The sequence below is a fragment of the Methanogenium cariaci JCM 10550 genome (assembly GCF_001315945.1).
GTDB lineage: Archaea > Halobacteriota > Methanomicrobia > Methanomicrobiales > Methanomicrobiaceae > Methanogenium > Methanogenium cariaci.
The window spans coordinates 154,658-170,384 of sequence record NZ_BBBG01000003.1 but is presented as its reverse complement, the minus strand read 5'-3'; the positions used below and the strand labels follow the sequence as shown (position 1 = coordinate 170,384).

23 protein-coding genes and 3 pseudogenes are annotated in these 15,727 nt (G+C 48.3%); 15 read left to right on the top strand and 11 right to left on the bottom strand.

Features of this window, described 5'->3' with window-relative positions:
• Positions 1–149: 149 nt before the first annotated feature.
• Together JCM10550_RS04525 and JCM10550_RS04520 are read right to left on the bottom strand one after the other, a co-directional pair.
• Positions 150–734, bottom strand: coding sequence for an archaellin/type IV pilin N-terminal domain-containing protein (locus JCM10550_RS04525; protein WP_062397340.1), 585 nt, complete (start codon positions 732–734; stop codon positions 150–152).
• Between the two features lie 495 nt (positions 735–1,229).
• Complete coding sequence (locus tag JCM10550_RS04520; protein ID WP_245618732.1) at positions 1,230–1,796, bottom strand: archaellin/type IV pilin N-terminal domain-containing protein; 567 nt, start codon at positions 1,794–1,796, stop codon at positions 1,230–1,232.
• A gap of 535 nt (positions 1,797–2,331) precedes the next feature.
• Here JCM10550_RS04520 and JCM10550_RS04510 point away from each other — a divergent pair.
• A complete protein-coding gene (locus JCM10550_RS04510) occupies positions 2,332–2,955 on the top strand; it encodes a hypothetical protein (protein WP_062397284.1) in 624 nt (207 codons plus the stop codon).
• Between the two features lie 75 nt (positions 2,956–3,030).
• Here the strand turns inward: JCM10550_RS04510 and JCM10550_RS24365 are convergent, their stop codons facing one another.
• The 3 genes from JCM10550_RS24365 to JCM10550_RS04500 form a co-directional block, all read right to left on the bottom strand.
• Positions 3,031–3,240 carry an arginase family protein gene (locus JCM10550_RS24365; RefSeq protein ID WP_281175255.1) on the bottom strand — a complete coding sequence of 70 codons (210 nt, stop codon included), beginning with the start codon at positions 3,238–3,240 and terminating at the stop codon, positions 3,031–3,033.
• The gene (locus JCM10550_RS04505) at positions 3,168–3,818 is read right to left on the bottom strand and encodes an arginase family protein (RefSeq protein WP_281175254.1); all 651 of its coding nucleotides are present in this window, start codon (positions 3,816–3,818) and stop codon (positions 3,168–3,170) included. The genes JCM10550_RS24365 and JCM10550_RS04505 overlap by 73 nt, the downstream gene beginning before the upstream one ends.
• A 94-nt stretch (positions 3,819–3,912) precedes the next feature.
• Positions 3,913–4,296, bottom strand: coding sequence for a translation initiation factor IF-5A (locus tag JCM10550_RS04500; RefSeq protein ID WP_062397338.1), 384 nt, complete (start codon positions 4,294–4,296; stop codon positions 3,913–3,915).
• A gap of 53 nt (positions 4,297–4,349) precedes the next feature.
• On the opposite strand from JCM10550_RS04500, the gene JCM10550_RS04495 reads away from it, so the two are divergent.
• The 3 genes and pseudogenes from JCM10550_RS04495 to JCM10550_RS04485 all read left to right on the top strand — a co-directional run bounded on the left by JCM10550_RS04495 (position 4,350) and on the right by JCM10550_RS04485 (position 6,796).
• Positions 4,350–5,159 (top strand): bifunctional fructose-bisphosphatase/inositol-phosphate phosphatase, encoded by an 810-nt coding sequence (locus tag JCM10550_RS04495; RefSeq protein ID WP_062397283.1) that lies wholly within the window; start codon positions 4,350–4,352, stop codon positions 5,157–5,159.
• Positions 5,156–5,979 (top strand): annotated as a pseudogene (locus JCM10550_RS04490) (NAD(+)/NADH kinase). Before JCM10550_RS04495 ends, JCM10550_RS04490 begins: the two are co-directional and overlap by 4 nt.
• 85 nt (positions 5,980–6,064) lie before the next feature.
• Entirely contained in the window at positions 6,065–6,796 is a 732-nt protein-coding gene (locus JCM10550_RS04485; protein WP_062397282.1) for a DUF169 domain-containing protein, read from the top strand.
• Between the two features lies 1 nt (position 6,797).
• On the opposite strand, the gene JCM10550_RS18155 is transcribed toward JCM10550_RS04485, so the two are convergent.
• From JCM10550_RS18155 to JCM10550_RS04480, 3 genes are read right to left on the bottom strand one after another with little or no spacing between them, the layout of a single operon-like run.
• The gene (locus JCM10550_RS18155; RefSeq protein WP_157199927.1) at positions 6,798–6,968 is read right to left on the bottom strand and encodes a hypothetical protein; all 171 of its coding nucleotides are present in this window, start codon (positions 6,966–6,968) and stop codon (positions 6,798–6,800) included.
• On the bottom strand, positions 6,961–7,101 hold the full coding sequence (locus JCM10550_RS18150) for a hypothetical protein (protein ID WP_157199926.1): 141 nt from the start codon (positions 7,099–7,101) through the stop codon (positions 6,961–6,963). Before JCM10550_RS18150 ends, JCM10550_RS18155 begins: the two co-directional genes overlap by 8 nt.
• Positions 7,101–7,253, bottom strand: coding sequence for a hypothetical protein (locus JCM10550_RS04480; protein ID WP_157199925.1), 153 nt, complete (start codon positions 7,251–7,253; stop codon positions 7,101–7,103). The genes JCM10550_RS18150 and JCM10550_RS04480 overlap by 1 nt, the downstream gene beginning before the upstream one ends.
• A 108-nt stretch (positions 7,254–7,361) precedes the next feature.
• On the opposite strand from JCM10550_RS04480, the gene JCM10550_RS04475 reads away from it, so the two are divergent.
• The 7 genes and pseudogenes from JCM10550_RS04475 (at position 7,362) to JCM10550_RS04450 (ending at position 11,051) form a co-directional block, all read left to right on the top strand.
• Positions 7,362–7,874 carry an amino acid-binding protein gene (locus JCM10550_RS04475; RefSeq protein ID WP_245618730.1) on the top strand — a complete coding sequence of 171 codons (513 nt, stop codon included), beginning with the start codon at positions 7,362–7,364 and terminating at the stop codon, positions 7,872–7,874.
• Positions 7,874–8,873: pseudogene (locus JCM10550_RS24360) on the top strand (homoserine dehydrogenase). The gene JCM10550_RS04475 and the pseudogene JCM10550_RS24360 overlap by 1 nt, the downstream one beginning before the upstream one ends.
• Positions 8,857–9,982: pseudogene (locus JCM10550_RS04465) on the top strand (sugar-specific transcriptional regulator TrmB). The pseudogenes JCM10550_RS24360 and JCM10550_RS04465 overlap by 17 nt, the downstream one beginning before the upstream one ends.
• Positions 9,983–10,045: 63 nt before the next feature.
• The gene (locus JCM10550_RS21940; RefSeq protein ID WP_245618728.1) at positions 10,046–10,243 is read left to right on the top strand and encodes an FKBP-type peptidyl-prolyl cis-trans isomerase; all 198 of its coding nucleotides are present in this window, start codon (positions 10,046–10,048) and stop codon (positions 10,241–10,243) included.
• A complete protein-coding gene (locus tag JCM10550_RS21935) occupies positions 10,218–10,328 on the top strand; it encodes an FKBP-type peptidyl-prolyl cis-trans isomerase (RefSeq protein ID WP_245618727.1) in 111 nt (36 codons plus the stop codon). Before JCM10550_RS21940 ends, JCM10550_RS21935 begins: the two co-directional genes overlap by 26 nt.
• Positions 10,329–10,375: 47 nt before the next feature.
• A complete protein-coding gene (locus JCM10550_RS21930) occupies positions 10,376–10,582 on the top strand; it encodes a peptidylprolyl isomerase (protein ID WP_157199924.1) in 207 nt (68 codons plus the stop codon).
• Positions 10,583–10,589: 7 nt separating this feature from the next.
• Positions 10,590–11,051, top strand: coding sequence for a peptidylprolyl isomerase (locus JCM10550_RS04450; protein ID WP_172673762.1), 462 nt, complete (start codon positions 10,590–10,592; stop codon positions 11,049–11,051).
• A 347-nt stretch (positions 11,052–11,398) separates the two neighbouring features.
• Here JCM10550_RS04450 and JCM10550_RS24355 read toward each other — a convergent pair whose 3' ends face one another.
• The 3 genes from JCM10550_RS24355 to JCM10550_RS04440 are packed head-to-tail and all read right to left on the bottom strand — an operon-like array spanning position 11,399 to position 12,831.
• Positions 11,399–11,749: an SDR family oxidoreductase gene (locus JCM10550_RS24355; RefSeq protein WP_281175253.1), complete on the bottom strand. Its 351-nt coding sequence runs from the start codon at positions 11,747–11,749 to the stop codon at positions 11,399–11,401.
• Positions 11,718–12,032 carry an SDR family oxidoreductase gene (locus JCM10550_RS24350; protein ID WP_281175252.1) on the bottom strand — a complete coding sequence of 105 codons (315 nt, stop codon included), beginning with the start codon at positions 12,030–12,032 and terminating at the stop codon, positions 11,718–11,720. Before JCM10550_RS24350 ends, JCM10550_RS24355 begins: the two co-directional genes overlap by 32 nt.
• Entirely contained in the window at positions 12,022–12,831 is an 810-nt protein-coding gene (locus JCM10550_RS04440) for an acetoacetate decarboxylase family protein (protein ID WP_245618726.1), read from the bottom strand. The genes JCM10550_RS24350 and JCM10550_RS04440 overlap by 11 nt, the downstream gene beginning before the upstream one ends.
• Before the next feature lie 280 nt (positions 12,832–13,111).
• Here JCM10550_RS04440 and JCM10550_RS04435 point away from each other — a divergent pair, with 280 nt between their 5' ends.
• The 4 genes from JCM10550_RS04435 to JCM10550_RS04425 all read left to right on the top strand — a co-directional run bounded on the left by JCM10550_RS04435 (position 13,112) and on the right by JCM10550_RS04425 (position 15,682).
• Positions 13,112–13,756, top strand: a complete 645-nt coding sequence (locus JCM10550_RS04435; RefSeq protein WP_245618725.1) for a DUF308 domain-containing protein — start codon at positions 13,112–13,114, stop codon at positions 13,754–13,756.
• Between the two features lie 5 nt (positions 13,757–13,761).
• Positions 13,762–13,926 carry a hypothetical protein gene (locus JCM10550_RS21925; RefSeq protein ID WP_245618724.1) on the top strand — a complete coding sequence of 55 codons (165 nt, stop codon included), beginning with the start codon at positions 13,762–13,764 and terminating at the stop codon, positions 13,924–13,926.
• A 67-nt stretch (positions 13,927–13,993) separates the two neighbouring features.
• Entirely contained in the window at positions 13,994–14,371 is a 378-nt protein-coding gene (locus tag JCM10550_RS21920; protein ID WP_245618723.1) for a hypothetical protein, read from the top strand.
• A gap of 252 nt (positions 14,372–14,623) precedes the next feature.
• Positions 14,624–15,682, top strand: a complete 1,059-nt coding sequence (locus JCM10550_RS04425; protein WP_062397274.1) for a DUF3089 domain-containing protein — start codon at positions 14,624–14,626, stop codon at positions 15,680–15,682.
• The last annotated feature ends 45 nt before the right edge of the window (positions 15,683–15,727 follow it).

Sequence of the window (15,727 nt, the reverse complement as noted above, 5' to 3'; positions counted from 1 at the left end):
AGAGAGTCAGACCATTCAGAGCCTTACTGAATGAAAGTATAAATGGCTTTGCCATACGAGAATGATTGGCACCGTCTCAGGAGATATGTTTCAAACGGATAATATCCCCCCCGAACGGGTTTCTTTTGTGATAATGAAATAAAAAAAGATTAGTAGAGAATGTTTACCGCATTAATCTTTGCAGGAACGGTTCTCTTCAGACCAAATGCTGCACCGACAGATGGGCGAACTTCAAGATTGAACTGCTCGTTTTCATTCAGTGCTGTCTTTGGCATAGCAAGAATCGTAAATTTGTCCTGTCCTTCCAGAAGCAGATCATCATCAGTGGCACCATTTATAATAGTCCAGTTTCCTGTTTCGGATAAGGTGCCTGTAGTACTAACCATCGGTGTAGTGTTATTTAGGATTACAACACTATCAGTGGTTGCAAACACCATCTGTACGGTGGAGAAATCAACCGGTGACCCACCAGCAGAAAGACCAAAGGTAGCGCGGATGGTATCGACATTGTTTGGATCAGTTGTATTCAGACCGTACACATCGCCAATAACTTCAAGACTGGATGATGCCATCTCGACACTGGTATAGACAACTTCCTGAGATTTCTGAGTGGTGAAGAAACCAGCACCCAAGACAACGTATGAGAACACTGCCGCGACCACAACAAATGCAATGAGCACAATTGCGGCCTCAAGGCCAGTAAACCCTTCTTCTCTGTTCATGATTTGTTTCATTTTTACCTCCTTTCTGTCGTTCATCCATCGGATGATAACAATTTATTTTTTCACTCTTCACTATATAATAATTGCGTAACCGGTATCACATTTCGAGCTATTTCGAGCATAAAAATGAGGTAATGTCCCACTGAATTGCGGTCTTGCCTATCATATTTACCTAACAAATTCAGCATATGTTGGAAATTTCTAAAGACCGAATACTTATCCACTTCGTCCCAAGGTAAAACTCCGCGCCAGATGGGGGGGACGGAAGAATTTCACCAGTATTCCTTGCAGGAATGATTAATTTCAGATCATATTCCACACCTGCAGACAGGCAGACCCCCCCAATATCGAATGCCCTGTTCTTCAATGGCAAGAAGGTAAATTTGTCCTCTGTTTTCCAAGAGCATATCGTGTAGGGAAATGAATGGAACACCCTTCGGAGATAGACTTCAAACAGGCAATACCCCCCCAAACAGGTTTCTGTTTAAAAATGAGTCTAAAAAAAGATTAGTAAAGAATATTTACTGCATTAATCTTTGCAGGAACGGTTCTCTTCAGGCCGAATGCTGCACCAATAGATGGGCGGACCTCAAGGTTGAATTCCTGGTTTTCAGTCAGTGCATCCTTTGGCATAGCAAGAACAGTAAATTTGTCCTGTCCTTCCAGAAGCAGATCCCCCCCTTCAGTAGCACCATTGATAATAGTCCAGTTTCCTGCCGCTAAGGTGCCTCCAGTCATTGGTGTAGTGTTATTTAGGATTACAACACTTTCAGTGGTTGCAAACACTAGCTGTACGGTGGAGAAATCAACAGGTGACCCACCAGCAGAAAGACCAAAGGTAGCGCGGATGGTATCGACATTGTTTGGATCAGTTGTATTCAGACCATACACATCGCCAATAACTTCAAGACTGGATGATGCCATTTCAACACTGGTATAGACAACTTCCTGTGATTTCTGTGTAGTGAAGAAACCAGCGCCCAATACAACATATGAGAACACTGCTGCAACGACAACGAATGCGATAAGCACAATTGCTGCCTCAAGGCCGGTAAATCCTTCCTCTTTGTTCATTATTTGTTTCATTGTTCTGCCTCTATTATTGTAATCATCCGTTTGATGATAACAATGTATATCTCGCCCAACTAATATATATGCGTTGTGTATAGTGCAGGGCAATTTGCCGTTTTTTCATGGGGGGGTTGTATAAATAAACACAATGTTTGCAAAACCTATTTGCCTATCAATCCGACAATATCCATCCGGATTTAATGAACTACAAATTGTGTATAGAGATTCCCGGACTGAAAACCTCATCATATGACGTTGCAGAATCTATCAAAACTTCCGGTGTTTTCTTTTGGAGAATCAAGAGAAATGCGGAAGAATGCCTGATGCCTGCCCTGTGGATCCAGAACCCAATCAAAAAACGAATGTCTCTATCCATCGACCCCCCCTGATAATGATTCTTTATCTGATACGGGCATATTGAATCAGAGATCCTTTGTAGCTTTGATTGTATGGCTGAATCGGAATTTTGACTTCAGACAACGCATCTTCGCATTCCAAAATACAATCTTTTTAATCTACAGATGTCAATAACCTTAATATGGACAAGAAGGATCTCGCATTTTTCGGAGCAGCAATTGCCATTGTCATTGTTGTTGCCCTTATTGGAAAACCGCTACTCATGGGGGAGCCAATATCGATTCTGCCTTCATCAGAACCTTCTGTCGATCCAAATGCACCACTGCCCATCCCCTCTATTCTGCCCACACCGTTACCCCCCCGCGCAACAGAGACGCCGCTGCCCACACCTACCTGGGACGGAGAGGTGAAGACGGTGAGTTATGTGGACCCATCGACATACAATATTGAAATACCCAAACAGCCGGTCATCGGTCCGCAACCAACTCAATACCAGCAGAATCATAATATGACTCCATATGCAATTATTCAGGGCGAAGCGAGTGGGGTAACAGAAGTTCTCACCATCCCCCCCTCAGGATACTGGGAGATGCATATCACCTTTGATACCTGGACGGACAGCCCAATTCAGTCGTTCCTTGAATTACAGATACGAAATGCAGAGGACAGATCGGATTATCAGGTATTCAATTCAGCCACTGAGGGCCCCCCCGTACTATTCAGGATTCGGAGGTCCAGGACCTCTGGGTCATCGAACGATATGATGCGGGCAGTTTTTATTTTGTCATCAAAGAAGAACTGCTGAAATCATATACGATAAAAATAATGGTTCCCAAGAGTGATTCCTGAAGATTCCCCATTATTTTTAGATTCGTTCCGATTATTCCTGATTTTTTATCCGGTGCACTGCAATAAATTCCCGGATGAGTTTTGCTGCGACAGCCGCCGTCTGGCCTGCGTCAATGGGACATACTTCCATGTAATCAAACGCCTCTGCGAGAGGGCCGATTCTTCGGATTACGTCCCGGATGTCAAAATGAGTAATACCAAAGGGTTCCGGGGGGGTGCCAAGACCGGGGGGGTAAGACAACAGTCTATTGCGTCGGCATCGATGGAAAGATACACACTTCGTCCTGCAATCTTTTCAACGATTTCATCAAGAATGGCGGTAATTCCCCGTTCTCTGACGCAATCAGCAGAATACAGATTCAGATTTTCTGCGAACGCATACTCCTCTTCCGTTCCGCTGCGTGCACCAATAATGAATATCTCCTTTGCCCCCCCTGCTTCTGAAATTCTGCGCGTGATGCATGCATGGTTATACAAAGTATCCCCAAACTCTTCTCTCAGATCAAGATGGGCGTCACAGACCACAAAACATTCAGACAGATACGGCCGGTAGGAACCAAGGGTTATACTATGTTCTCCTCCCAGAACAATCGGAATTTTTCCGTCTGCTGCAATCTGAGCAGTTATTTCTTCAACTGCAGCAATGACATCCTCAGGAAGCGATGGGATTTCCAGATTTCCAAGATCATGAATTTTTGCTTCACTAAGGGTATACCCATGTTCAGGGAGATACTGTTCAAAATTATAACTTACTTTACGTATTGCGTCAGGACCGTGGCGTGTACCCGCCACATATGATGTTGTGCCATCATACGGCACCCCCCCGAAGATGACATACCGGGCATCATCATAGGGGGGGTATCGGCATCCGCAAAAAGATTGCTATTAAAATATTGCATTTTGGATATCAGGTTTAGATATCAAGTTTTCGCTTGCCAAGTGATGCAATGATTGGAACTTCTGCTCCTGCTTCAATGCTTTTCAGCTGAACATCGGTAACATCAAGTTCAAACATCTCGTAATCCTTGACATCCATGAACTGGATCGTATTGCCTGCAATAGAGATTACCTGCGCGCTTTTACGTTCTACAATGGGCACATAGGTCTTTGCGGATACCGGCTGAACAATCGAACGCTTAATTCCGTCAAAGATGCCGACGACGTCAATTCTGGACTTTGCAGCGCCATGTTTTCCGGGTTTTGATGTTGAAATGGAAAGAATCTTGCAGGGTTCATCATCAACAACTACATATCTGCCTTCTTTCAGTTTTCCTATTTCGGTCTGCTGTTTACTCATGATGATCAATCTCGCAATACATATCTCGGTAAAATTAAATAAATACAATGGTAATGTGCACGCATTGTAGGTTCAGATATGAGTTTTTTTCACTATTCGATGAGATCACTTCAGCAGTGTCGGATGCAATCGGAGATATGACAGGTACACCGGATGCCGGAGTGATTGTCGATATGGGAGCGGACGGTTCTCCAACAAAAGCAATTGATAAAATTGCAGAGGATGTCATTCTTTCCTGTCTGCGTGACGCGGAGGCATGTGGTGAGGTTATAAGTGAAGAGGCGGGAAGATGCCGCATCTCTGATGCGGATGGTCTCATTATTCTGGACCCGATAGACGGCACCTACAATGCCATTCATGGAATTCCCTATTATGCAATCTCTGCAGCATACATGCAGAATGGAGCAGTCACGGCTGCATATATCAGCAATCTCGGGCATCACGAAGTCTTTACCGCAGAAAAACATCACGGCGCCTTTCTGGACGGCAGACCGATACGGGTGTCTGATGTTGCTACCCTTGATACGGCAACGCTCAGCCTCTACGGAAAAAGGGATGACACCAGACCATTTATGCGTATTGCAGGTCGGATCAGGCGATGGCGCCACCTCGGTGCTTCCGCCCTCGAACTTGCTTATATCGGATGCGGAAGAATCGATGGTTTTGTCGATATGCGGGGAACCCTCAGATATACGGATGCAGCCGCGGGCATGCTGATATGTGAAGAGGCAGGCGGCAGCGTAACTACAGTTATGGGAGAATCCATGGCATTTTCCGGAGATGTCAGGGAAGGGAGAGCGTTGATTGCAACGAATGGACTATTACAGGACGAAATTATCAGTTGCCTGGAGCACTCTGAATGAAGATTAAAATTATTCCCCGTACTGATGAAACCCGTGCGGTTGATTATGCACGAGAAATAGGAATGAAATTTCTTGATGACGGGCATACAATCTGGTTTGAAGATGGAAGCTGTCTGAATGAATCGTTTCACAGCACTCCCCTGGATGATGCGGATGCCGATATTGCCGTTGTTATCGGCGGAGACGGATCGGTTCTTCATGCGGTGCAGTCGATGAAACCGCAGATACCCCCCCTTGTCGGCATCAACTTTGGCCGGGTGGGTTTTCTTGCAGACCTTGAATCCGATGAAGCTTACGCGTTTATTTCACAGTTGAAACCGGATACCGTTGAGACGGAATCACGGATGCGGGTGCAGATATCCGTGGATGATAGAATATACACGGTGCATTGAATGAAGCGGTGATCGTCACCGAACGTCCGGCAAAAATGCTTCAGTTTTCTGTCATCGTGGACGGCATTCCAGTAGAGGAGTTCCGTTCAGACGGACTGATTATCAGTACACCCACCGGGTCGACTGCATATGCCATGAGTGCCGGGGGGGGACCGATTGTTGATCCAAAAATAAATGGATTTCTACTGGTTCCTCTGGCCCCGTTTATGCTCTCTTCCCGTCCCCCCCACCTCATCTCAAGCGAACGCAATCTGTCCATCCAGCTGGACAGCGACAAACCTGCCAGCCTTGTCATAGACGGTCAGTATGCAGGAGAACTGCATGAAAAATCCCTGATTACGGTTACCGAATCTCCGGAACCGGCGCTCTTTATCAATGTGAACAAGAATTTTTTTAGAAAGGTTGACCGGAAACTCAGGACATTATAATTATTTATCCTCATTTCTTGTCATTGACATAATATTTATCTATCTCCCGGTGAATGTGAGACTGAACTGAATAAATGGTGAATTTATGATAGACGAAAACAAGATGGACCTGAATTATCAGGAGATTGCCGATGCGTTTAAAAATGCAGGCATCTCCGGTTCGCCTGTTGCGGTGAAGTTTGCAAAGACCGAAGACGGTATTCCGGATGGCGTGGAAGAGATCACGGATGTTGCCCGTCACTGTAAGATGGTCACAATGGCCCGGACAGAAGGGAGCATCCTCTTTGCCCGTGCAGATAAACACCAGTGCATGGGCGGCGCATGGGCCCTCGGTCTGAAAGAGTTGACACCTTCCCTAAAATCCGGCGAATTTTATTTCAAACTGGGCAAATTTGCATCATGGTCCGGATGCATGCGAACGATTGACTCCGTGCCTCATGTCCATCCACCGGGCGGGGAAGAAGTCAGTACCTATGCAACGGTCTATGCACCTCTGGAAAATACTCCCTTTGATCCCCCCCATGTTGTCATCATCATGGCACAGCCTCTCGCCATGCTGAAGATTGCCCAGGCCGTGCTCTATAAAACAGGAGGGCGCATCAACACAAGCATGTCTGGTATACAGTCCGTATGCGCAGACACCTGTGCTTATCCCTACATGTCCGGTGAAGTTAACTTTTCCCTGGGCTGTGACGGTTCCAGAAAGTTTTCCGGTATTGCAGACGACCTGATGGTGATGGGCATTCCTGCTGAACTGATACAGGATGTTGCGGACGCATTACCAGTGGTTATGGGTGCTGCAGGTTCTAAAAAATAAATCATTCTTTTTTTACTTCGTTCAGAATGAATGTGCACACATCCTCTATTGCACACTCCATTTCAGGACTCATTGATGCTGAGAACTCAACAATTTCTCCCCCTTCGATACCGATAACGGTTATCTGCGGACAGATGCCCAGTTCTTCAGCGATGTTTACAGCATCAAGCACCCCCGACATCGGATAATGACAGGGGGGGGAAAAATTCGTTGGCCGGAGGTTTGGTAAAGACCAGCATCTCTCCAACATGACTGCCATATCCTGTTGTCGCGTCAACAAGGATGACGTGATCATATCCTTCCATCAGGGAACCAGTCCCAGTCCACCCACACCACCCTCAATGACATCAATCTCAGGATGGGTTTCATGCAACTTTTCAATGACACGGACACCAACGGCATCGTTTCCCATCAATGGATTGCCACAGCCAATAACCCGCACACATTTATTGTTCATTTGCATCTCCCCGGATAATTCCAAGATACCGGTATCTCTGAAGACACGTCTCCATCCCATAGTATAATGCTTATCCCTTTTGGCGTTCAACAAAAGAGCAAGAGGGAGATGGAATTGCAGGTTTCAATGAAACTGGAAATGAAAGATTCACCCGGACAGCTGGTCTCTGTTATACAGCCAATTTCAGATATTGGCGGCAATATACTCTCCGTTATTCACGAACGGGACCCTGAAGCCGGTGGGGGGGATCTGCTTGATGTACAGATTATGTGTGAGATCCCGGAAGGTTCACTTGATACCCTGCTTGCAGAATTTCGTACGCGGGAAATCACTGTTCTGCGGGTGGGTGAAGAACGCCTGCTGGTACGCAGGTCCGTTATTCTTATCGGTCACCTGATTCACACGGATATCGGTGACACTATCGACCGGATTGATTCGACAGGGTATGCAGAGGTGCATGAACTCTCAATGGTGATGCCTGCAATCAATGAACCTTCATCGGCCAAGATGACCATTAAATCCGATTGCCTGACAGATATCAACCGGGCACTGGGAATTCTGCGTGATGTGGCAGGGGGGGACAAGGGATTTTTAATTATTGAACCACTGGAGGGAAACTGATGCGCATTGCAATCATCGGGTTTGGATCGGTAGGGAGAGGAATTGCAGAGGTTATTGCTGCAAAGACGACCGGTATCATTGTCACCGCAGTGGCAGATTCCCGGAGCGGGAGTATCAATGCTGCCGGGCTGGATGTCACGGCGGTTCTCAGGGATAAGCAGGAGACCGGCATGTGCGGCACTCCCGGGGTAACCGCATCCGATATCATATCCTCGGATGTGTATGATGTACTGGTCGAGGTATCCCCCCCCACCAATGCCGAGACGGGTGAACCGGCGTTGGGTATATCCGACAGGCACTTGCATGCGGCAAACATGTTGTTACCTCAAATAAGGGCCCTGTTGCTCTGAAATTTGATGAACTGCGTGCGCTTGCAGCAGACAATCATGTCAGTCTGCGCTATGAGGCAACGGTATGCGGGGGGGCAATACCGCTCATGCATACCATTGAGCATGGCATTGCAGGAAATGAGATCGCCCGTCTTTATGGAGTATTTAACGGGACCTGCAATTATATCCTGACCCGGATGGCGGAAGAAGGGCTCACCTACCAGCAGGCGCTGCTTGAAGCACGGGAACTGGGGGGGTATGCAGAAGCGGATCCCACCTATGATGTGCAGGGAATCGATGCCGCAATAAAACTGGTCATTCTTGCAAATGCGGTGTGGGGCATGAAGAAAAGTCTCGCAGATGTGGATATCATCGGCATTGACCGGGTTACAACCTCTGCGATTGCACTTGCGGAAAGTGAGGACCAGACCATCAGGTTGATTGGTGAAATTGACCCCCCCATGAGATCATCCGCGTCTCCCCCCCCAGTATTATACCAAAGTCCCATCCTCTTGTGGTCCGTGATACCCTCAATGCGGTAACTATTGAGACCAGTCTTGCCGGGGGGGAGATCACCCTGATTGGAAAGGGTGCGGGTTCATCGGAGACAGCAAGCGCAGTTATCGCAGACCTGCTTTTCATTCGGGATTGTTATGGCAGGCGTGATTGAAAAGCGTCGTGAGCTTCTTGCTATTATGAGGGAGTATACCCTCGAAAACGGCTTTTTTACCATCAATGATATCGCCGATGCAACAGAGATTGCACGAAGCACCATTCAGGACTGGATCAACCGTCTGGTGACGGAAAAATGTGTCGCGGTAAAGGAAGAAAAAAAAGGGCGTGCACCGGCGAAGTATGTGACCACCAATGTCATGATGACCGGTTCATGCAGACGCATCTTTACGACGACAGACGGGAACTGGGTCGCCATCTATCATCAGTGTATGAGTACGGGCTGTGCTGCTTTCTGTGAGTATCATCATCGCCTTGCGGGGGGGGTGTTGTCGATGATATCAAAAGAGACGGCAGAGTACTGGTCGAATATGCCCATTTGGGGACAGCTGTTTCAGAGATCGGGCTCTATCCGAAACCGGCGGTCGGCGTTACCGGAGTGAGAAGGGAAGGAGAATATATCATCCAGACGATCCGGTGTGTGGGAGGCCCCGCGTATTCCCTGACCGATATGATGGCGATGGCCGTCGGTGTCTGTGAGGTACGCCTGACGAATAGTGGTCTGATTACCGAAGGAGAGGTCATATCACAGGCACTCACCCATCTGGTCATCGGCCTTGACGATACCGATACCACTGAGGGTGGTGCCACGTTCGCCCTTGCCCTCGGCCTGCTTCAGTATCTGGGCAAGATGCGCGAGGTAATCCCGGTTGGTCATGCCGTTGCGATGCTCTACCCCCCCTATTTGGATGCATGTACCGCGGGAAATTCCTGCAGCTTTATTGAGATTGCCTTGAACCCTGACGCCGTCGATCATGTCATCGAACGTGCGGTGCGGTTTATTGAAACCGAATCGTTATCGAAGGAGTGGGGGGGCATTGCGGTGAAGAAGGGATTTGTTATTTCAGAATCCCTTCGTGGTTTTGGTCTGGCAGCGCGTGCACAGGTTGTAACCGCAGAGATGGCAGAGACTGTGGCGGATGCCGAGCAGATCCGTCTCTTTGGGGGGGAAACGGAAAAATCGGTGCGGTTGCAGCAATCGGCCTGTCTCGTGAAGATAATTTGATACTGTTAAATCCCGGTGATGTGCCGGATTTATCAGACTGATAATATCATATACCCGTTTTTGGCGTAAGATTGAATTATGAGCATCGTGATTTCTATTACTATATGAAGAAACGTTTATCGAACGGAATGGCAGGGATGCTCTGTCTTCTTCTGTTATGTATTTTTGCCGCAGGATGTACTCAGTCGCAGACAGCAGCAGTCGCAACTGCCGGTGACACCGTACAGGTGAACTATACCGGAACATATGACGACGGAGAGGTCTTTGACTCATCCTATGAACGGGGGGGACAGCCCCCTTGAGTTTGTTGTCGGTGCGGGCCAGATGATCCCCCCCGGTTTTGACGCCGCAGTCGTGGGAATGGCTGTCGGTGACAAAAAACCGTGAGATTGTCCCCTGACGAAGCATATGGAGAATGGAGGGAAGATCTTGTTATGACGGTGAACAGAACGATATTTGCAGAAAATACCACACCGGAAGTTGGCGAGACCTATTCCTCACTCACGGACCAGGGATTTATTAAGTTCACAGTCACTGCCGTCAATGCATCTGACGTAACCGTTGATACCAACCACCCTATGGCAGGGAAAACACTGAATTTTGATATTGAACTTGTTTCAATAAATCCTGCAGATGTCTGAGGATCTGATGCCGCAAATAGCAGTGGGTGACACGGTCACCCTGCATTTTTCCTCTGCTGACGCACAGACCGGTGAAATGCTGGAATATACGTATGAGGAAGAGCCGAAGGCATACACCATTGGTGCAGGAGAGATCAATCCCCCCCGATTTGAGGAGGCACTGATCGGATGCAGGGCGGACGATGAAGTCACGGTGGATCTGAAGGCAAAGGAGGCCTACGGCATCTACAATAAAGCACTGGTCTTAAAGATCAGTCGGAAAAAGCTGCCGACGAATACAATCCCGGAACCGGGAACCGTTCTTCCCATGAAATTGCCCAGAGGTCGTGAAGCGAATGTGACGATTCTCTCTGTCTCCCGGACAACCGTGGTTGTTGATGCAAACCATCCGTTTGCCGGAAGGGACATCCACTACAAAATCTGGGTATGTTCCGTTACTCCTTCCGGATCAGCGACCCCCCCTGACTGATCTGATGTCGCGGGCCGGGTTTTTCCCCCCCTCTTTTGTGACCAAAGAAACAACGCAACGGGCCAGGTGTGAGGGTATCTTCACCGGATTTCTGCCTGCCTTTTTCGTAAAAATCAGTGATATTGTAGATTATCAGAAATATGTTCCACCCGTTTCGTATGCTTCCCTGCGGTCACGTGCCATCTGTAATAACTGCTCTTCAGCCTCAGCCTCACCGAGGACGTACCTCCTCCATTGATTGGTAGTTGGATTATCAGGTACGACGATAATCCCTTTCTGCTCCGCGACCCGATCCAGAGTAAATGAGGCTGCCTTGTTGGCAGGATATGCATCGTCGGGGGGGATTCTCAGTTCACCGTAGCTTTGCCGTCAATTGCTTTGTTGAAGATCGGAGTTGCGATATTGGCAGGACAGATCACGGAAAAGTGGATCCCTTTTTCCGCAAATTCGTATTTCAGAGATTCGGTAAGACCGGTGACACCGTATTTTGTAAGAGAGTAGAGTGCCTGAAACGGAAGAGGAACGATGCCTGCTATCGATCCGGTGTTCACAATATGGCCGGATCCCTGTTTAAGCATGATCGGTACAGCGGCATACACCCCCCCGTAAATGACGCTCCAGAGATTGACATCGATGATCGTCTTCCAGTCCTCAAGGGTGGCATTCTCAAACGATGGTGCCTCCGACCCCCCCTGCATTGTTGAATAACAGATCCAGTCTGCCAGCCTCTGCTGCCGTCTCTTCAATACCGTTTTGCACCTGTTCCTGCTGTGTCACGTCTACGATGAGCGGACGTATCTGATCCCGGTATGCCGAAAGCTGATCGGCAGCTTTGGCAATCTTTTCCTGACTCCGTCCTGCCATGTAGACAATCGCTCCCCCCCGCTTTAAGAGTTCTTCACTTAATGCGTACCCGATGCCGGAGTTTGCACCGGTTACGATACAGATTTTATCCGTGTAATACTCTGTATTATTCATCATTATCACCTGTTTTAATCAATCTATCCTCATTCAATGACCCTCGCACCCATGGCATGAAGATGGTAGTCCCCCCCTCAGTCAGTGTCGTCTGTGTAACGCGTTTCACGGGGAGAGAGGCCAGACTGCTGATGATGTAATACTGAGCCGGATTTTGCATCGGAGTCAGTTCAGTCCATGCAAGGCTCCCCCCCGTTCCTGCCTGTGCCATCTCCACCTTCATGCCCTGGGGGTAGAGGACAAACTGGCTCAGCTCAGCTCCCGGAGCGCCGACCTTGGGAATATATCTCCATCCAAGGGTGTTCATGGACGCAAACCGGGACGTGATTTCATCCAGTTCCTCTCCGTTTATCGGTCCGGCGGCTTCAAAGTCCATGGTGAGAAAGGTGTTTCCCTCATAACTTATGGTAGTGCTGTAATGGGGGGGCCTTACAATGTGCAGATCTTCAATATCCGCATAAATCTTGGGAATGCCTGTCTGCTCCCGTCCTCCGAGTATGGGTGCGGTCTTGTTCTCCCAGACCACCAGCGAGTATGCACCATCCAGGTGATCCTTCTTTCCATGAAACCGAACCGGCGCTGCGACATTGATCAGGTTGTATTGTCCGCCCTGCATCCAGTTGATCTCGGTAAATTTGCTGAACGTAACCTGCACCTCAGGGGGGGCCAGTAATTCAAATGCTTCCGGGATATAGTGCTCAAGAAGGGCCATATCGGTTTCATAACTGATACCCAGAGCCGTTGTTCTTTGCGTGATGATCGTCTCCGGATCAAATTTGCAACCTCCAAAATGGACTGGCATTAAATACGTGAAATCGTCCTGTGGTCGAAACATGGATAGATCACATCCGTCCCATATCGGTTTATCGGATATATATTTTTGCCAGCCCATCCATTTGACGATCAGATATTATAAAGTCCCGGTGGGAGATCACATGGATAAAACTTTAGGATATCCAGCAGGGATTCATAGCAGATTCTGAAACATATCTATAAATAAATCCTGATTGCTAAACGGGCAACTTATCCGGCTGACCGGATTTTGGACAGGTTGCCGGATACATCCGGGGGGGGATACGGATTTGGCATTTGATCGTCAGCAGAAACAAAACATCTCTTCGAAAATGAGAGAAGAGTCCGACCTTTCCCTTGAGGTGGTCATCTTACTCGTCTTCGGCGTATTTATGCTCCTCTTTAGCCTGCTCCTGTTTCAGATCCATTCCGGAGAACTGCCCTATACCCCGGACAGCACCTACGGTCTCTTTCTGGTCATTGTCTCGTTTCAGGTTGTCACGATGGGGGGGAAAACCCCTTTTGGTGATCTCCGCCGTTCATGGATAGTTATAATACTGGGAATATGCACAGCAATTATCGGGATGTTCGCCTGTTTCATTCCCGGACTTCTGACCACGCCCGTTCGCGTCCTTGTGGGAATTCTGCTTTTTGCCGGTGGAATCGCTCTTCTTCTGCAACTGTTTGTCTCCGAAGGAAAGGCCAGAAAATGGATGAAGATTCCCGGGATATTACAGCACCTGACAATTGCCTGTATTCTGGTGTATGCGATGTCGGTAGTGCTGGGCCTTGTCACCCTGCTTCCCGGAATTACCACCGATCCGCAGACAGCAGTGCTTCTCATGATCTACGGCATCAGTTTCTTCTATCTCTCATGGTGTATTCAGAAGACTACCCGGTTGTATCCTCCTGAAGAGACCGGAAATCCGGAGTGATAAAAATGCCTTCAGATGAGCTTCGTTCAAAGGATGGATTGGGATTTTTCAGGGATGCGTCCCTCTCTCTCTCGATTGCAATACTCATCCTGCTTGGAACGCTCATCACCGTTCTCGGACTCCTGCTCATCCCGGTAAGCCGGGGGGGGATGATCCCGTTTTCCCCCTGACGGGCAGCTGGGACTGCTGATGGTTATCATGGCCATTCAAATGCTGGCCCGGGGGGGAGAGACTCCGATGGGCCAATATAAACGCTCGTGGTTTCTCGTAATAATCGGAATGGTATTTGCCACAATGGGAATCTTCTCGTGTATCGTTCCGGGAATTCTGACGGATGGGATCCGGATACTCATCGGGTTTCTGAACATCATCGGGGGAGGGGTACTCTTGATTGGACTGTATCTTCCGATGCATGATACCGGAGGCCCGGTTGCGGTTCCTCCCGTTTTCAAAAAACTACGTGTCACTCAGACGATGCTGAATGGCGTGGCAATTGTCTTCGGCATAACCATGCTGATACCCGGTCTCGCTCCGGGTCTGGTTATTGCAGGAATTCTCGTGATCAACGGACTCCTCCTTTTTGTACTGGCGGGCATCCTTCGGAAGATGCCGTAGACGTCATCCGGATATGTTTTCCTAATAATGCAGGGAGCGGGGGGGTGAGAAGAGATAAGCAGACAACACATGGTTTGTTTGTACCGGTTTTGGGTTTCAGAAAAACCCAAAGGGAAAACAAACAGAATAAATCTTTTTGAACAGATCAGAACAGTAAGACGACAAATCTTTGTGGAGTGACGACCGATTCTTTCCACGATGCGCCTGATTCTGTTATGAGTAGCAGCGATTATCTGTTCCGGAGGTACAACAATGGCACCCGCCAAAAAAGACGATGACATACTAACACTGGAAGACTTACGAGGACAGGAATTAGGCATCCCGACAACGTTACCGCCCTTTAATCCGGATATGGATGTACCGGATGCTCCGGTGTATACCAATCCCGACAGCTGGCTCACCATGCCCGCATATTTCAGCGATGAAGAGCAGCCGGTCGATGTGTTCTGGGTGTATCCTACCATTCTCTCAGATAATACGACGTATTTAATGGATATCAGCGATGCGGCATTACGGGAGAAAGCAGACTGGACACTGGTGGAACAGGCCAGCATATTTGACGGGCAGGCAAATATTTACGCACCGTTTTACCGGCAGAACAATGTGAAAATTAATCCCCTGATGTTAACCGATGCAAAACCCATCTTTGATCTGGGGCAGCAGGATCTCATTCATGCGTTTGCCTATTTCCTGGAACATTTCAATAAGGGAGAACGGCCCATCATTCTGGCCGCCCACAGTCAGGGGTCGGTCAGGGTCGTTGAACTGTCAAAGGCAGGGGAATTACTGACCGGTGATGCCGAATCACTCCAGAGACTGGTGGCGGCGTATGTGATCGGGTATTCGATTACCCCCCCTTTAGACCTTGAACAAAATCCCCCCCTGATGAAGATCAGTGAAAATGCGACGGAGACCGGGTGCTTTATCACCTATAATACGATATCCGATGCAGAAGGCAAAGAGAAAGAAGGGCCGACAATCATTCCCGGAACGTTTGTGGTAAATCCTCTGACCTGGAAGACCGATACCACGTTTGCACCTGCTTCCCTGAATCGTGAAGCAGCATTCTTCAAACACGAACATCCCGAAACTCCGGACCGCTACCCGAACTTTGCGGCAGCCCAGGTCGTAGACAACGCGCTGGTGATAACAAACATATCCAACCCGGAGGAATTACCCGCGACCAGTGTCACCTTCCCTGAAGGTGTCTACCACATGTATGACTATGCAATTTTTTACGAGAACCTGAGAGCGAATGTCGGAGATCGTATTCAGGCATATCTAAAGAATGAAAACGTCACGCAACAATAACCAAACTCTTATCCTTTTTTCTGATCCCTGATTTCATTATTTTTT

Excerpts from the sequence above, each read along its gene's own strand:
- JCM10550_RS04525 (WP_062397340.1), bottom strand. The coding sequence starts at position 734 with ATGAAACAAATCATGAACAGAGAAGAAGGGTTTACTGGCCTTGAGGCC.
- JCM10550_RS04520 (WP_245618732.1), bottom strand. The coding sequence starts at position 1,796 with ATGAACAAAGAGGAAGGATTTACCGGCCTTGAGGCAGCAATTGTGCTT.
- JCM10550_RS04510 (WP_062397284.1), top strand. The coding sequence starts at position 2,332 with ATGGACAAGAAGGATCTCGCATTTTTCGGAGCAGCAATTGCCATTGTC.
- JCM10550_RS04500 (WP_062397338.1), bottom strand. The coding sequence starts at position 4,296 with ATGAGTAAACAGCAGACCGAAATAGGAAAACTGAAAGAAGGCAGATAT.
- JCM10550_RS04495 (WP_062397283.1), top strand. The coding sequence starts at position 4,350 with ATGTGCACGCATTGTAGGTTCAGATATGAGTTTTTTTCACTATTCGAT.
- JCM10550_RS04485 (WP_062397282.1), top strand. The coding sequence starts at position 6,065 with ATGATAGACGAAAACAAGATGGACCTGAATTATCAGGAGATTGCCGAT.
- JCM10550_RS18150 (WP_157199926.1), bottom strand. The coding sequence starts at position 7,101 with ATGGAAGGATATGATCACGTCATCCTTGTTGACGCGACAACAGGATAT.
- JCM10550_RS04480 (WP_157199925.1), bottom strand. The coding sequence starts at position 7,253 with ATGAACAATAAATGTGTGCGGGTTATTGGCTGTGGCAATCCATTGATG.
- JCM10550_RS04475 (WP_245618730.1), top strand. The coding sequence starts at position 7,362 with ATGGAATTGCAGGTTTCAATGAAACTGGAAATGAAAGATTCACCCGGA.
- JCM10550_RS21940 (WP_245618728.1), top strand. The coding sequence starts at position 10,046 with ATGAAGAAACGTTTATCGAACGGAATGGCAGGGATGCTCTGTCTTCTT.
- JCM10550_RS21935 (WP_245618727.1), top strand. The coding sequence starts at position 10,218 with ATGAACGGGGGGGACAGCCCCCTTGAGTTTGTTGTCGGTGCGGGCCAG.
- JCM10550_RS21930 (WP_157199924.1), top strand. The coding sequence starts at position 10,376 with ATGACGGTGAACAGAACGATATTTGCAGAAAATACCACACCGGAAGTT.
- JCM10550_RS04450 (WP_172673762.1), top strand. The coding sequence starts at position 10,590 with ATGCCGCAAATAGCAGTGGGTGACACGGTCACCCTGCATTTTTCCTCT.
- JCM10550_RS24355 (WP_281175253.1), bottom strand. The coding sequence starts at position 11,749 with ATGCAGGGGGGGTCGGAGGCACCATCGTTTGAGAATGCCACCCTTGAG.
- JCM10550_RS24350 (WP_281175252.1), bottom strand. The coding sequence starts at position 12,032 with ATGATGAATAATACAGAGTATTACACGGATAAAATCTGTATCGTAACC.
- JCM10550_RS04440 (WP_245618726.1), bottom strand. The coding sequence starts at position 12,831 with ATGCCAGTCCATTTTGGAGGTTGCAAATTTGATCCGGAGACGATCATC.
- JCM10550_RS21925 (WP_245618724.1), top strand. The coding sequence starts at position 13,762 with ATGCCTTCAGATGAGCTTCGTTCAAAGGATGGATTGGGATTTTTCAGG.
- JCM10550_RS21920 (WP_245618723.1), top strand. The coding sequence starts at position 13,994 with ATGGGCCAATATAAACGCTCGTGGTTTCTCGTAATAATCGGAATGGTA.
- JCM10550_RS04425 (WP_062397274.1), top strand. The coding sequence starts at position 14,624 with ATGGCACCCGCCAAAAAAGACGATGACATACTAACACTGGAAGACTTA.